The sequence below is a fragment of the Paenibacillus sp. FSL H7-0918 genome (genome assembly GCF_038007025.1).
GTDB lineage: Bacteria > Bacillota > Bacilli > Paenibacillales > Paenibacillaceae > Paenibacillus_AQ > Paenibacillus_AQ odorifer.
On sequence record NZ_JBBOWJ010000001.1, the window covers coordinates 1,101,027 to 1,124,195 of the forward strand.

General features: G+C 44.3%; 24 protein-coding genes. 6 read left to right on the plus strand and 18 right to left on the minus strand.

Annotated features, from left to right (window positions below):
- Positions 1–123: 123 nt before the first annotated feature.
- Complete coding sequence (locus tag MHI15_RS05150; RefSeq protein WP_038572584.1) at positions 124–918, minus strand: TIGR00266 family protein; 795 nt, start codon at positions 916–918, stop codon at positions 124–126.
- Between the two features lie 300 nt (positions 919–1,218).
- On the opposite strand from MHI15_RS05150, the gene trhO reads away from it, so the two are divergent.
- Complete coding sequence (trhO, locus tag MHI15_RS05155; protein WP_076302702.1) at positions 1,219–2,115, plus strand: oxygen-dependent tRNA uridine(34) hydroxylase TrhO; 897 nt, start codon at positions 1,219–1,221, stop codon at positions 2,113–2,115.
- Positions 2,116–2,370: 255 nt separating this feature from the next.
- Here trhO and MHI15_RS05160 read toward each other — a convergent pair whose 3' ends face one another.
- From MHI15_RS05160 to MHI15_RS05180, 5 genes are all read right to left on the minus strand, one after another.
- Complete coding sequence (locus MHI15_RS05160) at positions 2,371–3,042, minus strand: YitT family protein (RefSeq protein WP_076130250.1); 672 nt, start codon at positions 3,040–3,042, stop codon at positions 2,371–2,373.
- Between the two features lie 315 nt (positions 3,043–3,357).
- A complete protein-coding gene (locus MHI15_RS05165) occupies positions 3,358–3,858 on the minus strand; it encodes a Crp/Fnr family transcriptional regulator (protein ID WP_076134543.1) in 501 nt (166 codons plus the stop codon).
- A 175-nt stretch (positions 3,859–4,033) separates the two neighbouring features.
- Complete coding sequence (locus MHI15_RS05170; protein ID WP_341164511.1) at positions 4,034–5,962, minus strand: PTS fructose transporter subunit IIABC; 1,929 nt, start codon at positions 5,960–5,962, stop codon at positions 4,034–4,036.
- A 38-nt stretch (positions 5,963–6,000) separates the two neighbouring features.
- Positions 6,001–6,912, minus strand: coding sequence for a 1-phosphofructokinase (gene pfkB / locus MHI15_RS05175; RefSeq protein WP_076279191.1), 912 nt, complete (start codon positions 6,910–6,912; stop codon positions 6,001–6,003).
- 117 nt (positions 6,913–7,029) lie between these two features.
- On the minus strand, positions 7,030–7,794 hold the full coding sequence (locus MHI15_RS05180) for a DeoR/GlpR family DNA-binding transcription regulator (RefSeq protein WP_339244350.1): 765 nt from the start codon (positions 7,792–7,794) through the stop codon (positions 7,030–7,032).
- A 251-nt stretch (positions 7,795–8,045) separates the two neighbouring features.
- Here MHI15_RS05180 and MHI15_RS05185 point away from each other — a divergent pair, with 251 nt between their 5' ends.
- A complete protein-coding gene (locus MHI15_RS05185; RefSeq protein WP_076130246.1) occupies positions 8,046–8,318 on the plus strand; it encodes a hypothetical protein in 273 nt (90 codons plus the stop codon).
- 190 nt (positions 8,319–8,508) lie between these two features.
- A complete protein-coding gene (locus tag MHI15_RS05190) occupies positions 8,509–9,618 on the plus strand; it encodes an AI-2E family transporter (protein ID WP_076130245.1) in 1,110 nt (369 codons plus the stop codon).
- Between the two features lie 110 nt (positions 9,619–9,728).
- Here the strand turns inward: MHI15_RS05190 and MHI15_RS05195 are convergent, their stop codons facing one another.
- From MHI15_RS05195 to rnhA, 3 genes are read right to left on the minus strand one after another with little or no spacing between them, the layout of a single operon-like run.
- Complete coding sequence (locus tag MHI15_RS05195; RefSeq protein WP_036683006.1) at positions 9,729–10,133, minus strand: hypothetical protein; 405 nt, start codon at positions 10,131–10,133, stop codon at positions 9,729–9,731.
- Positions 10,134–10,163: 30 nt separating this feature from the next.
- Positions 10,164–10,832, minus strand: a complete 669-nt coding sequence (ung, locus tag MHI15_RS05200; RefSeq protein WP_340010869.1) for a uracil-DNA glycosylase — start codon at positions 10,830–10,832, stop codon at positions 10,164–10,166.
- Between the two features lie 44 nt (positions 10,833–10,876).
- Entirely contained in the window at positions 10,877–11,533 is a 657-nt protein-coding gene (rnhA, locus tag MHI15_RS05205) for a ribonuclease H (RefSeq protein ID WP_076184205.1), read from the minus strand.
- Between the two features lie 208 nt (positions 11,534–11,741).
- Here rnhA and MHI15_RS05210 point away from each other — a divergent pair, with 208 nt between their 5' ends.
- Entirely contained in the window at positions 11,742–12,335 is a 594-nt protein-coding gene (locus MHI15_RS05210) for a hypothetical protein (protein WP_076130242.1), read from the plus strand.
- Positions 12,336–12,400: 65 nt separating this feature from the next.
- Here the strand turns inward: MHI15_RS05210 and MHI15_RS05215 are convergent, their stop codons facing one another.
- The 4 genes from MHI15_RS05215 to MHI15_RS05230 form a co-directional block, all read right to left on the minus strand.
- The gene (locus MHI15_RS05215) at positions 12,401–12,973 is read right to left on the minus strand and encodes a type 1 glutamine amidotransferase family protein (protein ID WP_076184206.1); all 573 of its coding nucleotides are present in this window, start codon (positions 12,971–12,973) and stop codon (positions 12,401–12,403) included.
- Positions 12,970–14,088 carry a hypothetical protein gene (locus tag MHI15_RS05220; RefSeq protein WP_341164178.1) on the minus strand — a complete coding sequence of 373 codons (1,119 nt, stop codon included), beginning with the start codon at positions 14,086–14,088 and terminating at the stop codon, positions 12,970–12,972. The genes MHI15_RS05215 and MHI15_RS05220 overlap by 4 nt, the downstream gene beginning before the upstream one ends.
- Before the next feature lie 97 nt (positions 14,089–14,185).
- Positions 14,186–14,719, minus strand: coding sequence for a hypothetical protein (locus tag MHI15_RS05225; protein WP_076134553.1), 534 nt, complete (start codon positions 14,717–14,719; stop codon positions 14,186–14,188).
- A 118-nt stretch (positions 14,720–14,837) separates the two neighbouring features.
- Entirely contained in the window at positions 14,838–15,152 is a 315-nt protein-coding gene (locus MHI15_RS05230; protein WP_076130239.1) for a hypothetical protein, read from the minus strand.
- A 205-nt stretch (positions 15,153–15,357) separates the two neighbouring features.
- Between MHI15_RS05230 and MHI15_RS05235 the strand changes: the two genes are divergently transcribed.
- Positions 15,358–15,567, plus strand: coding sequence for a hypothetical protein (locus MHI15_RS05235; RefSeq protein ID WP_036683023.1), 210 nt, complete (start codon positions 15,358–15,360; stop codon positions 15,565–15,567).
- 77 nt (positions 15,568–15,644) lie between these two features.
- Here the strand turns inward: MHI15_RS05235 and MHI15_RS05240 are convergent, their stop codons facing one another.
- The 3 genes from MHI15_RS05240 to MHI15_RS05250 are packed head-to-tail and all read right to left on the minus strand — an operon-like array spanning position 15,645 to position 18,572.
- Complete coding sequence (locus MHI15_RS05240; RefSeq protein WP_076302700.1) at positions 15,645–16,658, minus strand: Gfo/Idh/MocA family protein; 1,014 nt, start codon at positions 16,656–16,658, stop codon at positions 15,645–15,647.
- Between the two features lie 31 nt (positions 16,659–16,689).
- A complete protein-coding gene (locus tag MHI15_RS05245; protein ID WP_341164179.1) occupies positions 16,690–17,703 on the minus strand; it encodes a Gfo/Idh/MocA family protein in 1,014 nt (337 codons plus the stop codon).
- A 20-nt stretch (positions 17,704–17,723) separates the two neighbouring features.
- Positions 17,724–18,572 (minus strand): sugar phosphate isomerase/epimerase family protein, encoded by an 849-nt coding sequence (locus MHI15_RS05250; protein ID WP_341143383.1) that lies wholly within the window; start codon positions 18,570–18,572, stop codon positions 17,724–17,726.
- A gap of 182 nt (positions 18,573–18,754) precedes the next feature.
- Here MHI15_RS05250 and MHI15_RS05255 point away from each other — a divergent pair, with 182 nt between their 5' ends.
- A complete protein-coding gene (locus MHI15_RS05255; RefSeq protein ID WP_341164180.1) occupies positions 18,755–19,660 on the plus strand; it encodes an AraC family transcriptional regulator in 906 nt (301 codons plus the stop codon).
- A gap of 467 nt (positions 19,661–20,127) precedes the next feature.
- Here the strand turns inward: MHI15_RS05255 and gnpA are convergent, their stop codons facing one another.
- Positions 20,128–22,287 (minus strand): 1,3-beta-galactosyl-N-acetylhexosamine phosphorylase, encoded by a 2,160-nt coding sequence (gene gnpA, locus MHI15_RS05260; RefSeq protein WP_341164181.1) that lies wholly within the window; start codon positions 22,285–22,287, stop codon positions 20,128–20,130.
- A 26-nt stretch (positions 22,288–22,313) separates the two neighbouring features.
- Entirely contained in the window at positions 22,314–23,168 is an 855-nt protein-coding gene (locus MHI15_RS05265) for a carbohydrate ABC transporter permease (RefSeq protein ID WP_076130233.1), read from the minus strand.
- Position 23,169 lies beyond the last annotated feature (1 nt).

Sequence of the window (23,169 nt, forward strand, 5' to 3'; positions counted from 1 at the left end):
CAGCAATTCCACGCTCACTCCACATTACGCACGCTCTCTGCCTCATCTACTCAGCACTTCACACGCTCACTCCACATTCTATATATCCTCTACTTCCACGCTGTGCAATGCGCTCACGCAGACTTATCTACCATCCAGCAAATTGCCGAGTCCGCCAAGTACGCTTCCTTCTTCTTTCCGACCGCTGTTGCCAGCAGCGGACAGGATGCGATCGGCCATTCGGCTGAATGGCAGCGACTGTACCCACACCTTGCCGGGTCCGCGCAACGTTGCGAAGAACAGGCCTTCGCCGCCGAACAGCGCGGTTTTGACCCCTTTTACAAACTCAATATTATAATCCACCGAAGACGTCATAGCGACTAAACAGCCAGTGTCCAGCTTAAGCGTCTCTCCCGGTTGAAGTGTGCGTTCCATAACATAACCGCCAGAGTGTACAAATGAAAGTCCGTCACCCTCCAGCTTTTGCATAATAAAACCTTCACCACCAAAAAAGCCGGTACCCAGCTTACGCTGAAATTCAATACCGATTGAAACGCCCTTTGCCGCGCAAAGGAATGAATCCTTTTGACAGATGATTTTTCCACCGTATTGCTGCAGGTCGAGCGGGATGATTTTGCCTGGGTACGGAGCAGCAAAGGTGACACTTTTACGTCCATAAGAACCACTGTGTGTAAAGACAGTCATAAACAAGCTTTCACCTGTCAACAGACGTTTGCCCGCGCCCATCAGCTTCCCCATCAAGCCACTTCCTCGCGAGCCTCCGCTGCCGTCGCCAAATATCGTCTCCATTGTTATTTCCTGATCCATCATCATGAAGCTCCCGGCTTCGGCAATTACACTCTCTCCTGGGTCAAGCTGCACCTCTACACACTGTATTTCCTCACCCATAATGGCATAATCAATCTCATGAGCACTCATCCCGCAGTTCCTCCTTATAATTAAAGTCAACATGTGACTTATGAATGAAAATATATACGTGCGTTGCGATTCACGGTTTCGCAAATCCTAACTATCCATGAAAACCGCATATATTCAGCAAAAAAATCAACCAGAGGTTCTGGCTGACCTTAATCCGGTATCCCTGAAAAATGTTATTTATTCCAGCTTTCTTCAGGTTACTGTACCACATCTCTTGTCAATACTTGATAATATGTTACAATACTTTTTATACTTAAATGTTTATTTAGTAGTCTAATTCTAATGATAAAGGTGAAATGAATGAATCCACAATCGGAATATGCAATTCTGCTATACTATAAATTTGTAAAAGTGCCGGATGCAGAACAATTCGCCCAGGAGCATTTGGCTTACTGCAAAGAGCTTGATGTAAAGGGACGAATTCTCATCTCAGATGAAGGCATTAACGGAACACTATCAGGTACGGTTGCCCAAACCGAGCAATATATGAAGGATTTGCGCGCAAACCCTCTGTTTAGCGATATCGTCTTCAAGATCGATGAGGCTGAGGGTCATGCCTTCAAAAAGATCTTCGTTCGTTATAAAAAAGAACTCGTGACGTTCCGGGTCGAGGATGAACTGGACCCTAACGTGATTACCGGAAAGCATCTGGCGCCTAAAGATTTCTATGAAATGATGCAGCGCGACGATGTGGTGATTCTGGATGGTCGTACCGGTTACGAATTCGATCTTGGTCATTTCCGCGGCTCCATCCGCCCCGAAGTAGACAGCTTCAAAGAATTCCCGGACTGGATTCGCGAGAATATGAGCGACCTTAAGGATAAACCAATCCTGACCTACTGTACAGGCGGGATCCGCTGCGAGAAATTAAGCGGGTTTATGATGAAGGAAGGTTTTGGACAGGTGTACCAGCTGGATGGCGGCATTGTGACTTACGGTAAAGACCCTGAGGTACAGGGCCAACTGTTTGATGGAAAATGTTATGTCTTCGATGAGCGGATTTCCGTACAGATTAATCATACCGACGAGGATATCGTTGTCGGACGTTGCCATCACTGCGGTCAGCCAGCTGACCAATTTATCAATTGTGCTAACGATGCTTGTCATCTTCAGCATATTTGCTGTGAGGACTGTGAAACACAGCACAGTGGTCATTGCTCGGACGAATGCGAAGCAATCACGAATGCCGTGGGCTAAATAAAAGGACAAGCTGGCCGCAAATGTTTCTACACGATTCAAAGACGAGCACTAGTGAGTCTTAAGTTAACTAAAAGGTGGCGTACAGGATTTTCACTGTACGTCACCTTTTGTTATGAGCGAAACGTCCGAGCAACGCTCCTAAGGACTGCACCTATTAAATTACGTCATATCCAGCAAAAAAAAGTCAACCAGAAACTCTGGCTGACCTTAAATGTAGTATATCCCCGAATAAGCTGTTTATACCAGCCTTTTTCACATTACCGTACCATCATGCGGTTTACGTAGTGTAGATTGAATCTTTGGCGCCTTCACTAGCTTTGGTTTGCCTAAAGAGGTTGTAAAGGTGATCACATAGCCGGCTACGACTACTGCCATCACTGTATACATCGTTTCTTTAACAGGCATATAAAAGAGTGATAGTGCCAGAACGATTACATCCATCATGATGAATACCGTACCTACTTTGATTCCCTTCCATTCACTAACCAGCAGCGACAAAATATCGTCTCCACCGCTAGCCCCGCCACTCCGCAGGATAATTCCCGCTCCTAAACCTGTCAGTACGCCGGACAAAAGAGCTGCTAATGCCAAATTGTCCTGCAAGTTGATGACCAAACCGGAATAACGTTCCATGAGACCATAGAAGATTGTAAAAGCTCCTACAGAAACAAAAGTGTTGCACACGAACGCTTTCCCTTTGAACATCCATGCTATCAAGAGTACTGGAACGTCTAGAAGCAGAGTTGAAATCGAAGGTGAAATTCCTAATACGTATTTGCCAAGCAGCGATAATCCTACGAATCCGCCCTCTGACAAATGATTCTGAAAATTGATGTGATAATAAGTAAATGCAAGCAAAAATGTTCCAAACAAAATGACTGTCAATCGGAGCAGTACATTCACTCCGTAATTGTGGTTCCTCATACAGGTCTCCCCTTATCGTATATGGCGGCTAGACGTCCCACCAACCTCTACGACGGGTAAAACCGGAGGTATTGCTCCTTCGCATATATATACTCCTTCCCCTCGCAGAGGCGGTTCGTCAAGTAACAACGGTTTACGCACCTTCTACAGGGAAGCTAAGTATAAGACAGATCATAACGTTTCCAAATCGTCCTTTGGGGAATCGTCCTTCGGGGACACATGGTATCCTGATCCTTTCTCTAATTTGATAAGTTCTGTTTACATTATACCACGGAGCCACCCTACTCTAAACAGTTTGCCAGAAAAAAGCAGGAATCACTCTGTACTCCGCAGCAAACGGTTGATTGTTTCACGTCTTACACCGATCAATTGTCCTATTTCTTCCTGGGTCAATAACTCTGTTAGCGCTGCGCCATGAGAGTAGTCATTAAACCAGCGGGTTAGCAATTCCATACGTTCTGCAGGTGTACCTACAGTAAGATGATCCAGCCGTGTCTGCATAAACCGTACCTTCTCCTGAAGCAGTCTGGCAATTTCCATCGCTTGACCAGAATCATCCCGCAGTTGTTGATACCATTCTGCTGATGGAACTGCCTCCACCTCGCTCTTCATCATCGCAACTGCCGTTCCATGCGCCTCCTTTGGCGAAATGAGTGAATGATGGGGAACCATCTCACCGGGATACAGGATGTTGAATAACACCATGTTCCCATTCTCATGAAGTCTTGTGACCTTGAACAGCCCGCTTTTTACCTTAAATAAAAAATCACAGCTGTCTCCTTGGCGGAACAAGACTTCCCCCTTATGTAATATCATCTCGCTCGCTCCTTTTCCTTCTGATTATATATATTTTCAATTATATAAAATTAAACCTCATTTATGGAGATAAATCTACCTATGGGCGAGGAGGTGGGTGATTAATGTCCATGCAAAAACTGCTGGGTGCCAGAATGAAAATTCTGGCACCCAGCAGTTCAATTTATTTATAAAGTTACTTTGCTTCAAGCGGTTTCTTCCATAATCCGAGCATCAATCCGGAGATGACCGAACCGATCAGAACAGCTAAGAGGAACAACAGCGCGTGGCTTGAAAGGGCAGCTACAAAGATCCCGCCATGCGGAGCCGGCACGTTGATATTCCAAAGCTGTGTAAGACCTCCAGCAACGGCCGAACCAAGAATACAAGAGGTTAGGACACGAAGCGGATCGGCTGCGGCGAATGGAATGGCCCCTTCCGTAATGAACGACAAGCCCAGCACATAGTTCGTTAAGCCTGATTTACGTTCTTCTTCCGTGAATTTATTCTTAAAGAAAGTAGAAGCCAGTGCTATTGCAAGTGGAGGCACCATCCCCCCCGCCATTACAGCAGCCATCATGAAGCCGTTGGTATTGCCACTGGTAGTGAATACACCGATGGCAAAAGTATAAGCAGCTTTATTGAAAGGTCCACCCATATCTATGGCCATCATGCCACCGAGAACCAGACCCAGAATAACAGCATTAACAGTTCCAAGATCATTAAGCCAATCAATCAGTCCTACATTGATCCAGCTAAAGACCGGATCGAACAGGTAATACATCAATCCACCGGTAATTAGAAGCCCGAATACCGGATATAACAGGATCGGCTTCAGTCCGTCAAGTGTTTTAGGCAGTCCTGCAAATACTTTACGTAATCCGATAATTACATACCCCGCCAAGAAACCAGCAGCCAGCCCGCCGAGGAACCCAGCGTTGGAATTCAAGGCCATGTAACCCCCAACCATACCTGGCATCAGAGCCGGACGATCACCAATGCTAAGCGCTATAAATCCAGCAAGGACTGGAATTAGGAAATGGAAGGCACCATCTCCACCACCAATTGTCCGCAGTAACTGGAACAGCGGATGATCTGCTCCACCTACTTGTTCAATCAGGAAGGAGATTGCTAGCAGAATACCGCCACCGACTACAAACGGGAGCATGTGGGAGATCCCATTCATTAAGTCCTTATATATTTTACTGCCGATACTGCCAGATTTCTCTTTAGACCCTTCGTCATTGCCACCGCGACCTTCATTGTGATAAATCGGCGCTTCCCCATTCATAGCTTTACGAATAAGCTCTTCCGACTTACGGATGCCATCACTTACAGGTCTTTGCAGTACAGGTTTACCGTCAAAACGGGCCATTTCCACCTTTTTATCAGCTGCAACAATTACACCGCTTGCACGCCGAATCTCATCAGGGGTAAGTACGTTTTTGGCCCCTTCTGAACCATTCGTCTCTACACGGATATTAACTCCCATTTCCAGAGCTTTTTTCTTAAGGGCATCTTCAGCCATAAAAGTGTGTGCAATGCCTGTAGGACAAGCAGTTACAGCTACGACAAAAGCTTGGGAATCCGGGTTGCCCACGATTATACGTTCAGGCTCTGACTTCGCGGCAGTTTCAGCAGCTTCGTTCTCTTTCTCCTTAGCTTCACCTTCCGCCTGCTTGGCATCAAACAAAGCTGATACCTCGTCAGGAGTCTGAGTATTCATAAGCTGTTCAATGAACTCGCTATCGATCAGTAGTCTGGACAATGAGGCCAGTGTACGAAGATGCATATTGCCTGCTCCTTCTGGAGCGGCAATCATAAAGAAGATACGTGCTGGCTCATCATCAAGGGATTCAAACTCCACTCCCTTTGCGCTCTTAGCAAATACAACCGTCGCTTCATTTACCGCTTTAGTCTTAGCGTGCGGCATTGCAATGCCGCCGCCAATCCCAGTGCTGGACTGCTCTTCGCGCTTCAGAATCATCTCTTTAAAAAGGATCGGATCATTAATTCGGCCACTTGCAGCAAGACTCGCAATCAATTCATCAATTGCAGCTTCCTTAGTTGTAGCTTTTAGATCCATGATCATCGTTTCTTTTATCATTAAATCCGTTATTCTCATCATGCTCAACTCCCTTAAGTACTTTGAATGCTGTCGGCTTACACTTCTGAGATTTGGATCAGCGGTCTCAGCTGTTCAATGAATTCTCTGTCCGCTAAGTCATCAGAGAATGCGGTTGCACTGCCCGAGGCAACGCCTGCACGGAACGCCTCCAACAAGTCTCCTGTCAAAGACAGTGTCCCTACAAAACCAGCGATCATGGAATCTCCTGCACCTACAGAATTTTTCACTTTACCTGATGGTGCGTTGGCGTGGTATACCCCTTGCTCCGTAATGAACAAAGCCCCTTCACCCGCCATGGAAACCAGTACATTTTTCGCTCCTGCATCCAGCAGCTTGCGTCCATAAGTAATAATCTCTTCCCTCGTATCTATGGTTACGCCGAACAGCTCTGCGAGCTCATGATGGTTCGGTTTAACCAGCAATGGCTGATACGCCAGTGCTTTTTGAAGTGCAGCACCAGTAGTGTCAATGACGAATTCCGCTCCACTCTGTTTGCACACAGCTATAAGCTTGTCATAGAAATCTGCACCCAGTGATGGGGGAACGCTTCCCGACAAAATCACTACATCCTCCGCGTTCAGAGCAGCCAGCTTTTGCAATAGTGCGTCGGCTTCAGGATCATGAATGACGGGTCCAACACCGTTAATCTCCGTTTCCTCTCCATGCTTGAGCTTGATATTAATCCGCGTATCATCAGAAACAAACACGAAATCGCTTGAAATTGACTCTTCGTGTAACCAATCCTCAATATATCGGCCGGTGAAGCCTCCAAGGAATCCCATAGCCTTATTCTGAACCCCAAGCTGATTAAGCACTCGGGATACGTTAATTCCCTTCCCTCCCGGAAGCTTCAAATCACGTTTCATCCGGTTCAAGTCACCCAGTCTCAAATCTTCCACTTCCACGATATAATCAATGGAAGGATTAAGCGTTACAGTATAGATCATGATTATCCCTCAATTATGTTGGTTTTCTAAGCCATAGATTACCGATCACAAGTACGGCATCTGTAATTTCTCCAAACGATCACACGGTAATTCATAATTGCTTATCCTATATAAAATTTATACCAGCGTGAAATCCACACCCAATTGCGTGATCTCACGGATGAATTTGTCAGACGCTCCTGAATCTATAATGCAATGATCCATTTCCGTCACATCTGCAACCTTGCTAAAGGATATCTGCCCCAGCTTACTGTGATCTGCCAGTAGAATAACTTGCTTGGCGACTGCGATCATTTTGCGTTTTGTAGCTGCCTCTAACATGTTCGGAGTTGTGATGCCTTCCCGCAAATCCAGTCCATTAGTGGCAAGAAAAGTTTTATCTACTCTCACCATATCTAATGAACGTTCTGTCATCGGTCCAACAAAAGCCATCGTATCCGGGCGAAGCATACCGCCTGTAATTGAGACTTCGATATTGCGGCAATCCCGCAGCTCATTCAGCGCCATAATCGAGTTCGTAATGACTTTGATATTCGAAAAGTTCTTCAGCTCTCTGGCAATCTGCAGTGTTGTTGTTCCTGCATCAAGCAGTATTGCGTCCCCCTCCTGAATCATCTCCACGGCCTTACGGGCAATCCGTTGCTTCTCATCCAATAAATGGTCTTCCTTATCAGGATAAGCCGCTTCAAAATTGACGCTCTGCAGGGAAACCGCTCCGCCATGAGTACGCTTTAATAGCTTGGCTTCTTCCAGCTCCTTCAGATCACGGCGCACAGTAGACTCAGATACGCCCATTTCCTGACTTAGCTCCTGTACAGAAGCTCTGGAGTTCTTTTCCACAAAAAGCACGATTTTTTGTTTTCTCTCTTCCTCAAACATCATCGTGGCTCGCTCCTTTATGTGACAGCGCGACCTATGCAATTCCTTGCGCTCATCTATGAATTTTATTGACCGTTAATCGATTATATATGACCGTTATTGATCGTTTGTGCTCGTTTATGATTTTAACAGCGTTTTCATCCTGTGTAAAGTGCTAAAAAGAGACAGTGCAAAATTACATCCGAATTGCCTATCTCATATGCGGCATTTATAACATATTAATAATACATACCGGGAAAAGCGGGTGATCAGAAATGGCCAATGGAAGAAACAGCGGGAGAAATAAAGGCAACAGCAATGCTAATAAGAATGGGACCACCAATAACAATAATCCAGTGGAATCCGCAGAACTTAGCGCTGAGGATTATGAGATCATCGCAGCTGGACTTGTAGCCTTAGGTGAGATTTTTTCCTTTTTATCTCTTGTTAAAGCAAGACAAGTTACCAAAGAAACCGGAGGCGAAGATGTAGTTCCTGAAATCTTCACTTTATCCACTAGAAAATCTCATAGACGAAAGTCAAGATAATCTGTGAAAAAGCAGAGAAATAGTTATACCCCCTTGTTAAATTGCGAACTTTTTACTTGGCGTAACCTTTGTAACTAGAACCTCTATATGGGTATGCCAAGAACTACCTAAAAGGAATTGCCCGCTTTTGAATCAATACTTGTAAATTAGGGTTATTAAACTACATAGACATAAATTTGAATTTTGGGGGATGTTTTTATTGCCACAACAGAAGTATTTTCGGACAAGCCTTGCTATTATCGCCTTTTTACTGATTTTGTACTTAGGCTCCAAAGTAATGTTTCTCTTCGCCCCACTGGGTGCCATTTTCAAATTATTACTTGTTCCCATGATGTTATCAGGGTTCATGTACTACCTGCTGCGTCCGTTAGTAAGAATCCTTGAGAAAAGAAAATTAAACCGGGCGTTCTCCATCCTGCTCATTTATTTTCTGATTGCCGGCTTGTTCGTTCTCTTCTGGATTCTAGTCTGGCCGACACTTCAAGAACAAATTCAGAACTTTATTGATAACACTCCTTACCTCGTGCAAGGTTTGCAGGATCAGTTCAATGCATTGAGGGAGAATCCGACACTTTCGCGTTTTTTCAAAGGGGATTCCGACGTCGCAGCCCGTTTATCAGAATTTCTTAGCGATACTATTACCTGGGTTACCAATTCCATGTCCAATTTGATTGGCGTTGTTTCCAGCATTGTAGTGTTAATCGCAACTTTGCCCATCATTCTGTACTACATGCTAAAAGATGACTATAAGCTATCGCCTAAGCTTCAAGGCTTAATTCCGAGAAAATATCGTAAGGAAGGGCAAGAGATGTTTGGAGATATCGACAGCGCCTTAAGCAGCTTCATCGTCACACGCGTGGTGCTAAATGTCGTACTCGGTATTATGTTATATATAGGGTTCCTTATCATCGGACTGCCTTACTCCCTGTTGCTCGCCGTAATTTCAGTGCCCCTTAACTTCATTCCATATGTGGGATCATTCTTAGCAGCGATTCCGGTAATTATAGTGGGTTTCATTGAATCACCGACGATGGCCATATGGTCCCTGGTTGTAATCTTCATTGCCCAGCAGATCCAGGATAATGTACTCTCACCGATTATTTACGGAAAATCATTGGATGTTCATCCACTGACTACGGTCATCCTTGTCCTTATAGGTGGAGACTTCTACGGTATTATCGGAGTTCTTATTGCGCTCCCTGTTTATATGATTATAAAAATTGTTTTCCTGCGCGTGTATGAGATTATTATTGCAGACCGGATAGATGAAACTGAGCCTATCAAAAAAGAGGAGCTATAACGGTTGTAATCTACTTCGTGAACGGGCGGAGCTTATCTATAAAATAAAAAAGGGTACGTCTCCAATCACTCGGAGTCGTACCCTTTTTTATTCTTTACAGGTGCCTGAAATCATCCTCGTAAAGAACGAACTACAAAGATGTGATTGCCCTTCATCAGGTTTTGGCCGTTCTGAAGAGTAACTGAACCTTTCGTATGTGAGGTAATAATCGTATTAAAGGCAATAAGCTGATCTTCTTTCCAGACGCTAACCGCCGATTTAAAATACACTGCATTGTCAAATTGCTGCCGATCCCTCATCACATAACCTACGGAATGGAGAACTGGAGGCAGCGCTCTTTCTTTTGGAGCCAGAGCCTTAATAACAACAATATCCCGAAACGGCACAGCAATTTCCTGATGGCCAATCACCGCCACCGATGCGGAAAGGTCCCATTTGCGGAGGATTCCCTTCATAATGGTATAAGGTTTCTCCCCGCAGTACATTATAACGGGTTTACCTACCCAATGCTTCATAGCTACCTCCCCTTCGCATCACTCCATAAATTATAAGTCCGGAATGAACCAATCTATTCCTGCCAACCCCTGCGACTCTAAAAATTGGTTGGCCTTTGAGAACGGACGACTGCCAAAAAATCCACGATGCGATGAAAGTGGGCTTGGATGAGGCGATTGCAGCACCTTATGCCGGCTTTGATCGATGAAGGCGCCTTTTTTCTGCGCATGACTTCCCCATAATATAAACACCATAGGCGTAGATCTTTCATTTAGCTTTTGCATAATAGTGTCTGTGAATGTCTCCCAGCCCAGACCTTTATGCGAACCAGCCTCACCTTCACGTACCGTCAGCACGGTGTTCAGCAACAACACTCCCTGCTCTGCTAAGTGCAGCAAAGAGCCGTGGTTCGGAACAGGCACACCGACGTCCTCCTTCAGCTCTGCATAAATATTGCGCAGTGACGGAGGGATACGTACCCCCAGATTGACAGAGAAGCTTAGTCCGTGCGCTTGTCCGGGACCATGATAAGGATCTTGACCTAAAATAACTACATGGGTCTCCTTATAAGGCGTTAATTTCAATGCTGTGAACAATAATTCTTTTGGCGGATAAACGGTATGTTCCTTATATTCTTGTGTTAGTGCGTCCATTAATTTTAGAAAATAGGGCTTTTGCATTTCATCCTGCAATACCTCATCCCAATCGTTGCCAAACATCCCCAAACTCCTCCTTTAACCGAAACCATAGCGATATAGCTTTTTTATTTCCGACCATAATCCGCTTTGATCTCGCCCCACTCTTTGGTCTGCCACTTGAGCACCTTATTGTCATATGTATTGGTTTGCAACCAACGCTCTGCCCGATCAATAAGCACCCAAATTTCCTCTGTTGAAGAATCGCGCGGCAAGGTTGTTGCCACCTTCTTCTGCTTCACCCACTTCATTGCATTTACTGAATCACTGTAGACCGTTTTATCGCTTCCCTCTTTCTTTAACAACGCCAAGGCATGAACAATCGCTAAAAATTCGCCTAAATTATTAGTGCCCTTTTTGATCGGACCACAGGAGAAAATGATATCTCCCGTTTGTGTATCTACACCCTTATATTCAACAGGCCCCGGATTACCACGAGTCCCCACATCTACTGAAATACTGTTGTAATCAATCTCCTCAGAGGTCTCTACTGTAGCACTGCGTTTAAAAGAACTAGTCCCCTTAGACTTTGCTGCTCCAGCTGCCCCTGTTCCCCAATTCCCCTTCCAGCCCGCTTTATATGCCGCATCAGCTGCTGCTTTAGATTCATAGGATTTATATTTTGCACCGGTATAATGATCTGTCTGTGCCTGGCATTCTGCCCAAGTGCTATAGACTCCCGGTTGTTTACCTTCCCAGACTACATAATATTTCTGTTTGGCCATGGATAATGCTCCTTTTCTACTGCCTGTACTTATTGTAATCCATATTGCTCGTGAATTCATCGGATAAATCACATTTTTCAGGTCATACTATACGCCAGAGATGTCCAGGCCTATATTACCATTTGTAGATTGATTGGTAAATTACTAACTAATCACTCTATAGTAAGCTCGAAGGATATCAGTACAATTACTTAGGGAGGTTATACAGATGAGAAAGATAGCAAGTGTTGCTGCGGTATTTGCTTTTGTGTTAATGGTCGGATGTGGAAATGCAACAAACAATGCCAATAATGCTACTGCAACAAGCACTCCTGAGAACACGAATAATGCGGGAACCACTAATAATACAGGCACGGCTAATAATCAAAATAACACCACAGATGCTGTAACCTCAGCTTCCGTAGTAGATAATGAAGAAGCCTTCAAACGCGCCATCAGTCCAGAAGGAACCTGGATTGCTGCTACACTTAAAGACTTAACCTTCACCGAAGATCTCGTGGTGGATGGAGAATTCATGAATAAAGAGGAACCCGCCAGAAAAATTGCTCTATACACACAAGATGCGGATCACAACATCACCAACTCCTTTAAACTGACTGCTCCAAAATTGACCATCAAGAGTAAAAACGCCCGCATCCAAGGCGGCACTTTTATTGGAGATGTATACGTAGAAGCGGATGGATTTACCCTGGTGAACGCAACCGTTGAAGGCAATGTCTACTTCGCAAACGATCAATATAAATCCACCTTTAATTCATCCGATCAAGGAAAAGTAACTGGTGTTACAGAAGTGAAAAAATAAACTTCAACCTCAAAAAGGTGATCTCAAGTCGTTAAGACTTGAGATCACCTTTTTTATATACACCCTTATTCTTGATAAAAACCATCTTTGAAAAAGTTGTACCATCCCTCGACGGTTTCGATTGGGAAACCCTCTAACTTCTTCATAACTTCCCTTGCAAATTCTAAAGAAGCTGTGCCATTAGCTGTAATAATATATTCACTCGAAACTGCCTGTTTTTCTATATAATTTGCTTCTCCTTTATAATTAGGAGCATTTTGTTTTAAATAATCCAATGAATTTCCGGTATGCGGTATGTTGTCTAAATAGCCATGTTCAGCCAAAAAAGTTGTAGCGTCACATATAGCGGCTATAGGCACACTCTCCTGCAGACATTTTTCAATCACTGGAGTAATAGCTGAATTATCTTTCCAGCCTGTGCCCCCGATTAAAATCAACATTTCATACTGAGCAGGTAAACTGTCTAAAGTATAGTCAGGTACAACAGTAAATCCACCCATAGATTTGACATTGTCGCTAGTTAGAGCAACTGTTCTTACTTTATATTCACTTTCCTGCTTATTTAGTTCGGCACTAATATATCCGCTTTCCCAATCAGCGTAGCCATTGGATAGAAACATCAAAACTTCTTTTTTCATATATTAGCACTCCCTTTAAGTTCTAACGCCACTTCCGCCACTTCTCGCCCATTTACCAGCAGCACAATCCGGTGCTCTCCTGGATAATGACGCCGAGTTGTTAAATCAGCCCAACGATGTGTCCGTTTACCTGATAGAATTGTACCTCCAGGTACGGTCTTATCCGATAACAAAAAAGATTTACGGGAGGTTCGACCTGCCGCTTTCACGAAATAGATTCCGTATTCAATCCGAATCCGTGCCGGAGCTCCCTCACGAACTTGAAGCTTATACTGTAATTCGGAGCTTTCGCCAATGGTCAGGATTGAAGGTTCCAATAGAATGAAGGCACTCGTTATAAGTGGAGCAGCTTCGTCTGTCTGCTCTGCGTATCCGAATAAAGCCATAATCTCTGGCTCAGCTTTACGAATCAAAGAACGGCAGCCGTGCCGCACAATCCAGTCTGTATCGGGATGTGTTCCCTTCCAGCGCCGAGCGGTATCGAGCACCACTTCCGAATGATCCTTTGCAATATCATTCAAATGATTAGCGACACTTTTACGTACATACAGGGATGTATCCGCCTTAAGCTGCTCAAGTACAGGTAATACCGGAGCTGGGTCAAGCTTGAACATGGGAAGCGCCTGTCCCCAAGGCAGACGAGGCCGACAGCCCTCACTAGCCAGCCTACGTACATGCTCATCAGGGTGCTCCGCCCATACCAGCATTTGAGCCATCATCCGCTCTGGTTCCCGTAAGAGAAACGGCCTAACTGCAAATTCAGCCGATGATTTCGCTGTGAATCTTTCCAGCGCCTGCATAGACAATTCCCAATGATCGTCTCCCTGACCATATACCTCAACAAAATCCGGAAAAATCAAATAAGGAAATCCCACGCAATCGTCAGCAATGGCGAATAGGATAGCCAGCGCTTCCTCATAAGGAAGCTTTAAGTGGCTGCCCAACGTCTCGGTGATCCGCCGCATTCTTGCCTTCAGCTCAAGCGTTTCCCACGGTTCAGTCATGGCTGAGCTTACAAATGCCTCAGTCTCGAAGACATTATGTACGCCACGAATCTTTTCGCCGAACTCACGCAGAAATTGTTCATTGTACATTGCTTTTAAAGGTTCAGCCATTCGATAATCCCTCATTTTCTTCTTTAGATCAGCAGACTTGATTCTGTCATGAAATCGTAGCACACCCAATTTGACAACAGTATGTCAACTTTGGCAGCTAAGAATTAATAAGTACCTTTACCTCTTCAATCCCTTGTTGGGCTCGACTGTTTAACGCGCGCTTATCTTTAAGGTTATGTTCTTTAAGTTCGTGTCCAGGATCAATGACCAGCGGCTGTGAGATTACATCCTCGAGAATTTGCACAGCAACCTTACAGCCTTGAAATAACAGTTCTTTTGTGATCACTTGGTTATGAGAACGAATGATTTCAAGCATTTTTTCCGCATAAATCAGTCTAACCAAACTATCAGCGCTCATAATATTCCGCGAAGCAAAAGAAGCCACTTTTTCCACAATCCAGCTATCCTGATAATTCCGCGAGATGGATTCCAGTATCGTAATCGCATCCCAGTCCCGTATCGACAACTGCTTGACGTGCTCCATAGCCCATTCCTGCAGCCATTCCAGCTCCACTTCTCTTGGAATTTCAAAACTCTTGTACTCCTTAAGTACTCCTGCTTTATGCATATTTAAAAAATGACCCAAAAACTGAATGTACAGCTCCTTGGCTCTTTGTGTCGGTTCTGTCATCTGGCAATCATCCTTTCATTATCCAAATCATATCCATTCCCCGGTTTCTTTTCAAATTAAAAATAAAAAAGGACAGGTAGCGAAATCATCGCAATACCTGCCCTTTAATAACTTTGGGTTATGGTAAATAGTTTGCTTCAACCGGAGGGGTTTTCTCCACTATTTTCAGTTCTAGTCCTCCGAATCTCTTCGCCAGCTTGTTATATACCAGCGCTACCAGCATACCCACCAATCCATAAATGAGTATCAAAATAACCGGCATAATCAAATAAGGGATACCCATAACAACGATAAACGTCTCTTTAATGATAAGCCCGACCACCACCATCCCTAAACCTACTATAAACAATAGCAGTGTAGGAATGATCATAAAATAGATAGTTGTTTTAAAAAAACTCTTTTTGTTAATTTCCAGCACTTCATAGTCTTTCATTATGTAATCCCCTTAATTTATTTAGAGTGGTAAAATTACCCTCTTCGTTTCATTAAAGACGATCTTAAATACAATTTCAACCAAATTTCTCATATTTTCGACTTTTACCAAAGAATTCTTCCTAAAACTCAACGATAAATCATGGTAAAATAACTCCTATGGTTTAATATATCATCATGTACAAGATGTCACCGGAGGGAATAACATGCCACAAACATTAGTGAAAAATATTGATTTTTTTATAGCTGCCTTATCCCAAACCTATATTTCTGCGCTACAGCTTGATCCTGATGGAATGTATTCAGAGGTTGCTTCAGGAATTGTTGAATTGTTCTCTGACGAACAAGTACGGCTGAGAAGATATGACGGATCAGTATCCCATTATGCAAGAGACAACACCAAATTTCAGCGATGACAAAAGGACGTGAACTGGAAAAAGGTCATTGTGAATGATCCTCTTCCAGCTCACGTCCTTATTCACTCTACACACAACTAATCTAGCACAATCCATTCGCCTTCAGCATCCGCTGACTTCATTTCTGCTTCCACGATTCTTAGAGACTCCGCTGTACTCTCTGGCGTACAAATAATGATAGGCTTATCCTGGATAATAACATCCAGAAAATATACAAGCTCTCTATAGTAGCCAACATCCGGTGAAAGTTCCGCTAAATAGCCTGCCCCGTCATTCGGATTGACCTTGACCTCGCTGCCATCAAACACTATATTTCCACGTTCAAAATTAACCCGGTACCCCATGTAAAAACCAAAGTCACCTTCCAGCGTCCAATCCACCTGAGCATTAATTACTTTTGCATCCTTATAAAAATAGTGAGTCGATGCGATATCATATCCGCTACCCGGAAGGACATTACGTCCTAAGGATGATACTTTATCCGGTCTGCCGAACAGATAGTTAATCATATCCGTATCGTGAATATGCATATCCATAATGCCTCCACCGCTTAGTGTCTCATCAAGAAACCAATCCTTAGGAGCACCAGATCCCCTGTAAAAATACCCTTCCGTGACCTGACCGAACTGCCCGCTCTCTATCACTTCTTTTAAATATTCATACCCCGGCCAAAAACGGAGACAATGTCCGATCATCAGTTTTTTCCCACAGCGGGCTGCCGTTTCCACCATTTCCAGCGCTTGTACGGAAGTTCTGGCCATCGGTTTCTCACAAAAAACATGATATCCACGCTCCAGCAGCGAACAAGTCATTTCCGCATGCAGATAAGTAGGAACCGCAATGTCGATCATATCCAGTTCCTCACTGGCTATCATTTTCTCCAGATCATCGTATAGATTGTAAGCTGACAAATCATAGACTTCCTGGGCAGTGCTCATATTCCCGGCTGCTTTTCCATCCTTTAATTCCTCAATTCGCAAATCACAGATGGCTTTAAGGGCAATGGGCTGCCCCTCTTTCGTTAAGCGCACATAATTATCAAAATGCATCCGGCCCATAAATCCAAAGCCGATCAAGCCTATTTTCAACATCGTGAAGTCTCCTTTACTAAAAGTATGGTACTTAACGTATCCGTATCCAGGCCCCTTCTTGATCAGCCGATTGGATTTCAGCCTCAATGATTTCTATGGACTGGGCAGCACTTTCGGGCATACATAGGGTCACTGGCTCATCGTTCTGGATGATTTTCAAGAAATATACCAACTCTCTGTAATATCCGGTATGCGAAGAAAGCTTCGCAATGAACCCCGGTTGACGATTAGGATTTACCTTAACTTCCGCGCCATCAAAGACTACATTACCCCGTTCAAAATTAATCCGATAGCCCATGTAAAAACCAAAGTCGCCTTCCAGTGTCCAGTCCGCTTGGGCATTGACCACTTTTCCATCCTGATAAAAATAATGAGTGGAGACGATATCATAGCCACTTCCCGGTAAAACCTTCCGCCCAAGCGTTGATACTTTATCTGGTTTCCCAAACAAGTGATGGATGATGTCCGTATCGTGTACATGCATATCCAGCATACAGCCGCCACTTAGCTCATCATTGACCAACCACCCTTTAGGAGCACCGGAACCCCGGTAAAAATAAGCCTCTGTCACTTCACCGAACTCACCGCTAGCTATAACCCCCTTCAAATATCCATATCCCGGCCAGAAGCGAAGACAATGACCAATCAGCAATTTTTTTCCGCTGCTTTGCGCCGCCGCTACCATCTTCCAAGCTTCTGCGGAATGTCTCGCCATCGGCTTTTCACAGAACACATGATACCCTCGTTCCAGCAGCGAACAAGTCATTTCAGCATGCAAGTACGTAGGTACTGCAAGGCTAATAGCATCTAGTTCTTCTTTTTCGAGCATATGCTCCAAATTCTCATAAAGGTTGTAAGGGGATAAATCATATACCTCGTGGGCTGTGTTCATATTCCCCGCGGATTTAGTATGTTTAAGGACTTTAATCTGCGGGTCACAAATGGCAACCAGAGAAATCGGATGGCCGTCTTCCTGCAATTGAACATACTGATCAAAGTTCATTCGGCCCATAAATCCAAAACCCACCAGCCCCACTCTGAGCACAGCCTTCACCTCTCTTAAACTTAGTAACTAGTGCGTCCTAAAATAGCATCCATCGCTGCAGAAGTATTAAAAATGATTTGCTCCGAATAATGCGTATATGGCGGTATCATTTCTCCAGTAACATAATTGCTGTAGCCGATCTCTTGCAGTGCTTCCATAACAGCAGGATAATCCACATCCCCAGCAAGTAGATCAACAAATCCATGAAGTCCTCCGGCTGCCCGGCGGTAATCTTTGAAATGCACCTTCTTGACTCTATGACCTAGAATCCGTATCCACTGCTCTGGATAACCAGAATGAACGATATTCCCTACATCCAGATAGGAACCTACATAATTGGAGCCTACAGCATCTATAAAAGAACGTAATTCGAGCGGAGACAGCAGGAATTTATTCCACACATTTTCAATCCCAATAGAAACACCCGCCATTTTTGCATCCTGAGCTAGATCACTGATCGCCTTCAAGGCTCGATCATAAGCTTTTTCATAATCGACTATTTCACAGCCCTCAATAAAATCCACACCAACCGCACCAGGAATGACAAGAATCGTATCTACGCCAAGTGTTGCTGCCAGCTCCAATTGTTTTTTACATACATCGATAGCCTTCGTCCGGTTCGCCGCGGATTCACTTGTCATGGCATATGACCAATATAGTCCTGTCGCCAGTCCTGCAATTTCTAATCCCATCTCCTGAATGGAATTTTTGATCTTAATAGCTTCTTTCTCAGTGGTTTGCAGGCCAAGTTCACCCGATTCATTCAAAGATAACTCAATTCCGTCGAAACCTGCCGCTTTAGCCAGACGTGCACATTCTTCGATCTCAGTACCTTCGCGAAACGACCAAATGTTTATTCCCTTTTTCATCTGAATCCTCCTCAAATTTGTTATTTTCCGTTTTTTAAGATTCTGCCCTAAATGCGCTTATATCCTTGATTTATTTATATTATAATAGATTGTAAGTTAGATTTATTTAGGTGAAAAAGAGATTTGTTGCACGATTCCGGTCTATTTAATAAATCATTTTATACTGTATGGGAGGTTTATTCGTGGCTGAAAAAGAACCCCGTTATCCCCTGAGAAAACAGGTCCCCTCCCGGGAGTGGTCACCTGGCATTCACTACGCACAATTCCAAACCCTCTCACCTTGCCTCTTTCCAAGAAGAAGATTGTATGATTTCGAGCTGCTATACGTTCGCCAGGGGAAATTATCAACAAAGATGGATACGGAGGAATATATCCTGAATTCAGGACAACTGATATTTCTTTCTTCCGGGGTATATCATCAAAATGCGATTGTCTCAGATTCGGAAACCAAACTCATTGGGATCCATTTTGATTTTTTTGGGGAATCGCTTATTACAAGCGATGAAGACATGCTGGTCAATGAGGAGGAGGTTATGGACGAGAAGTTTGCCTTGGAAGCTGTGACCGCTCCTTTTATGCCATTGTCACAGGAGCCCATTTATACCCCGCCACCCGAATGTATCCATGCGATGGAACAGCTCGTGCATGAATTTACGATGCGGCCTGCCGGTTATGAATGGGTCTGTCGGGGGTTACTGCTCGGCGTTCTAACCTCGCTGCTCCGAACACAAAGCTCCCGGAATGCAGCTAAATCTTCCGTTCATACCGGGCGGATCAGAGCTTTAATCGATGAGATGGATTCAAAGCTAGCAGACCGCTGGAGCAATAAATCCATGGCTGGTGCCATGAATATGCATGAAGACCATTTCTCCAAGTTATTTCGTGAGGTAGCTGGCATGCCTCCTGGTGAATATCTCCGTTCCATCCGGCATCGAGAAGCACGCAAGCTGCTGCGTGAAACGGATTGGCCGATTGAACAGGTCGGGGATAAGGTTGGTTATCCTGATATCCATTATTTCAGCAGGGTATTTACCGCAAATGAGGGGATTTCTCCGCGGGCTTATCGCAAAATGTCCCGGATACTCTAGATACGGAAAACTCAAGATATCTCAATCCAAGTAAGAAAAACTCCCAAAACATTGAGGGTGATGGGTCATCTGCTTTGTGTGATACCTGTGGGGGCCGATAAACAATATACATTGTACGGTGAGATGTGCAATATGCGGGGCGGCGAACGTTCGTGTTTTCTGCGTTAATGCAGTATGCGGGGACGGCTCTAAAACTAATTAGGGAAAAACTCCCTGAAAACAGCCAATATTCGCTCTAAATGAACGAAATCAGGGAATTCCTCCCTAATAATAAGAGGAATAACTATAATTGCTAACGAATCAGCTAAACTTTGGGGAGGTTTTCCCTGATTATTAGTCTGATGACCAAATATCCCGGAATTTCAGGGAGAAATTCCCCAATCACTCTATCGAAGCAGTACAATTCAGGAAAGTTGGAGATAACAGCAGCCGGAAGTCTAATTATTCGCCGTAGTTACGGCTGACTCTTAATGTATGATCTCAAATTGAAACCACACACTTTCCATCCCACCCAACTCTATTTCTTGGATCACGGCGTTATCCATCAGGATCGTCGTCTTTTGGATCTCGGAAGTGTTATTTACGGCACAATATCGACCCGTCTCAGGATACGCGTGACATTCAACATTCGGATTCACTGAGAACCATGAATACAATTGCTCCTCTTGATGTGCGGCCCAAAAGATCGCTCGGCTGAGTAGTCTGGTATTCTGAATACTATAGGGAAGCCCCGCGATATAAACGCCCCGCCCCTGACCAAATGAGTTCACGGCAAGATTGCAGCTGCCTTGATGCACGTCCAATATTTCTGCTCCGGCCTCCGCTTGATAAATCATGGTCATCCCTTCACCATAATTAATCTCACCTTCCAGATCTTCCGTTATGAAATGACCCTGCACAGGCGTTACCTTGGGCTTATTGATGCTTGCTGTAAATCCAATTTCCTTCTGAACACCTAGAATATCCGCTAGTTGAAAAAGAACCCCTTGATGTTCATAAGCTGATGGATCACCAATCCCAATAAAACCGCCCCCTTGCTCCACCCACTCACGAAGTGTTGCCACAACTTGCGGATCGCTCCATTGATCTCCACCGCTCCAAGAGGTGTGTACATCACCCGCGTTAATAATCACACCGATACTAGGATCAATCCCACTTAACCTGATGTCATCAAAGCTTATAAACTCAATGTCGAACGGCAAGCCCGCCAATGACTCTAATGCCCCTATGTAGGAGTAACATCTTTGATTCCATAATGAATGAGCCACTTGATGTGTCTGCCAGCTTCGAAGGGAGCCCCAAGTATTCAGAACCGCCACTTTAAAAGGAGCTTTAAAAGGCTGTGTCCCTTCTGCATTGGCATGAATCCCTTTGAACTGCGTCGCAATCTCTGTCACATGATCTATAAAATCCGGAAATTGATGCGCTAGACTTAAATATCCGCCATACCCCATCCTGCCAACTGGTTTACGCATGAGCGCACGCCGGCATTTGATCCAGATCGGCATGGACTCTCCGACAGGGTCCCCCCCTTCAAAAAAGACATCAGGAAAGAAATAAGGATAGAAACGTGCCTCGGTATCCTTAATAGGTATATCCGCAATCATACGGGTTGTAACGCCATCTCCTGCTGCCCCTACCACTGCGTCGAGCCCGATCTCCGGAAAATATTTTCCATAAGGCTCTGTACCAGCCCAGTGATCCCCAAAAAACATAATCGCTTTCTTCCCGAAATCATGCACCATATCTACACATTGTTTAGCATAACCTGCGATGAATTTCTGATTGAAGTCCATCCAGTCCAGATATCTTTGGGTCGGGTTCTTAAATGGTGTGTTATATCGCCCCTGATCCACAAAATCTTCTGCAGTCAATCGGTACCCATAAGCTTGCTCGAATTGCTCTAACGCAAGTGGACTCACACAACTCAGATAGCCAAACCAATTCACCTGTTTCTCCTTACCTTCCTTGTTAAAAATCAAATCAAAATTATAAAAGAAGGTCGTAAAACGTACGATATCAGTCTTGGGATGTTTCTTTAGCCAATCCTCCAGCACCTTCAAAACATGCCCTTGAGCCTCGGGGTAACGAACATCCAACGGTAAACGATGCTCCTCATCCCAATCATTCGTGATGTGATTGTACATGGAGACCGGCTCCCATTTCTGGTAGGCCAAGAAACTGACCGTATACTTGTGAAATTGTACCGCCTGTTCAAGTGTGACAATTCCCTCTGCGTAACTCCAACATTCAGAAGGTAATACTTCTCCTGTAGTCCGGTTTACAACCTGCCAATATTTTTTTATATCCACATCTGTGTTAGGAATAAATTGATCGGCAAAATAATCAGCCATAATATCGATGGCCTTCACCTTTGAAGTTACTATTACTGGAGCAGACATCAGATAAATCTGCTGTCTATATTGCGGATGCTGCTTCGCCCACTCGTTGTCCTCACGGACAAGACAAAGCGTTGAATAAATTTGCAGACCCATATCGAGAATGTCCTGCGATAGATTCGTGCCATCACTGTCACGTACGGCATCTACACCCCATCTTTCGACGAGATCGGCTATGACCTCTTCCATCCCTGTTTCACCAGGCAGTGTAAATCTTCCTTTGTCCACGTAACTTCCCTCCATATCTTTGCTGTTCAGCCCTTAATTCCGCCTGCGCTTATTCCTTGGAGCAATTGCTTTTGTCCTATCACATATAAAAGAATCGTTGGAATCAGCACTAGGATCAGCGCGGCAAAAAGTGCACTCCAATCAGTAGCATAACGTTGAACCTCAAAAAGATTGGCTAAACCTACTGGCAATGTTTTTTTGCTATCACTTTGAATTAAGACCAATGCCAGCGGATACTCATTCCAAAAGCCCATCGCTGCCAGCATACAGACCGTCACAATGCCCGGTTTAGCAAGCGGCGCAACAATTCTGACGAGCACTCCCGTGTTGCCACAACCGTCAATCTTAGCGGCTTCTTCATAATCTCTAGGGACGGACTTCAGAAATCCACTTAATACAAAGATGGCAAAGGGAAACTGCAGAACAGCATAGATTAAACTGAGCATCCCGCGATTGTCCAACATCCCGAATGAATTCACCTGCAGAAATAAAGGAACCATAATGTAGGAGGCTTGCAGAAAGATACAGGCCATATAAAGGTTAAGGATTAGTTTGGAGCCCCAAAACTTAAATCTCGTTAAGACGTAAGCCATAGGAACCACAAAAATAACTAGAATCGCCGTGGATAACACCACAAGAAAGATAGAGTTCAGGAAATAACTCCCCATCTTGGATTTCTGAAAAGCACGTACATAGTTATCAAAGTGTAAGGCTTGTGGAAAGGAGAAGGGGTCGGTCAGAAATTCCGTATTGCTTTTAAATGAAGCTAAGAGATTCCATACAAACGGATATAACAAAACAATGGTGGCTACAATCAGAAACAGCCGGGTAATCCAGTGGGCAATATTCATTTTTAGAAGACTCTGTTGATTGCTCGTCATC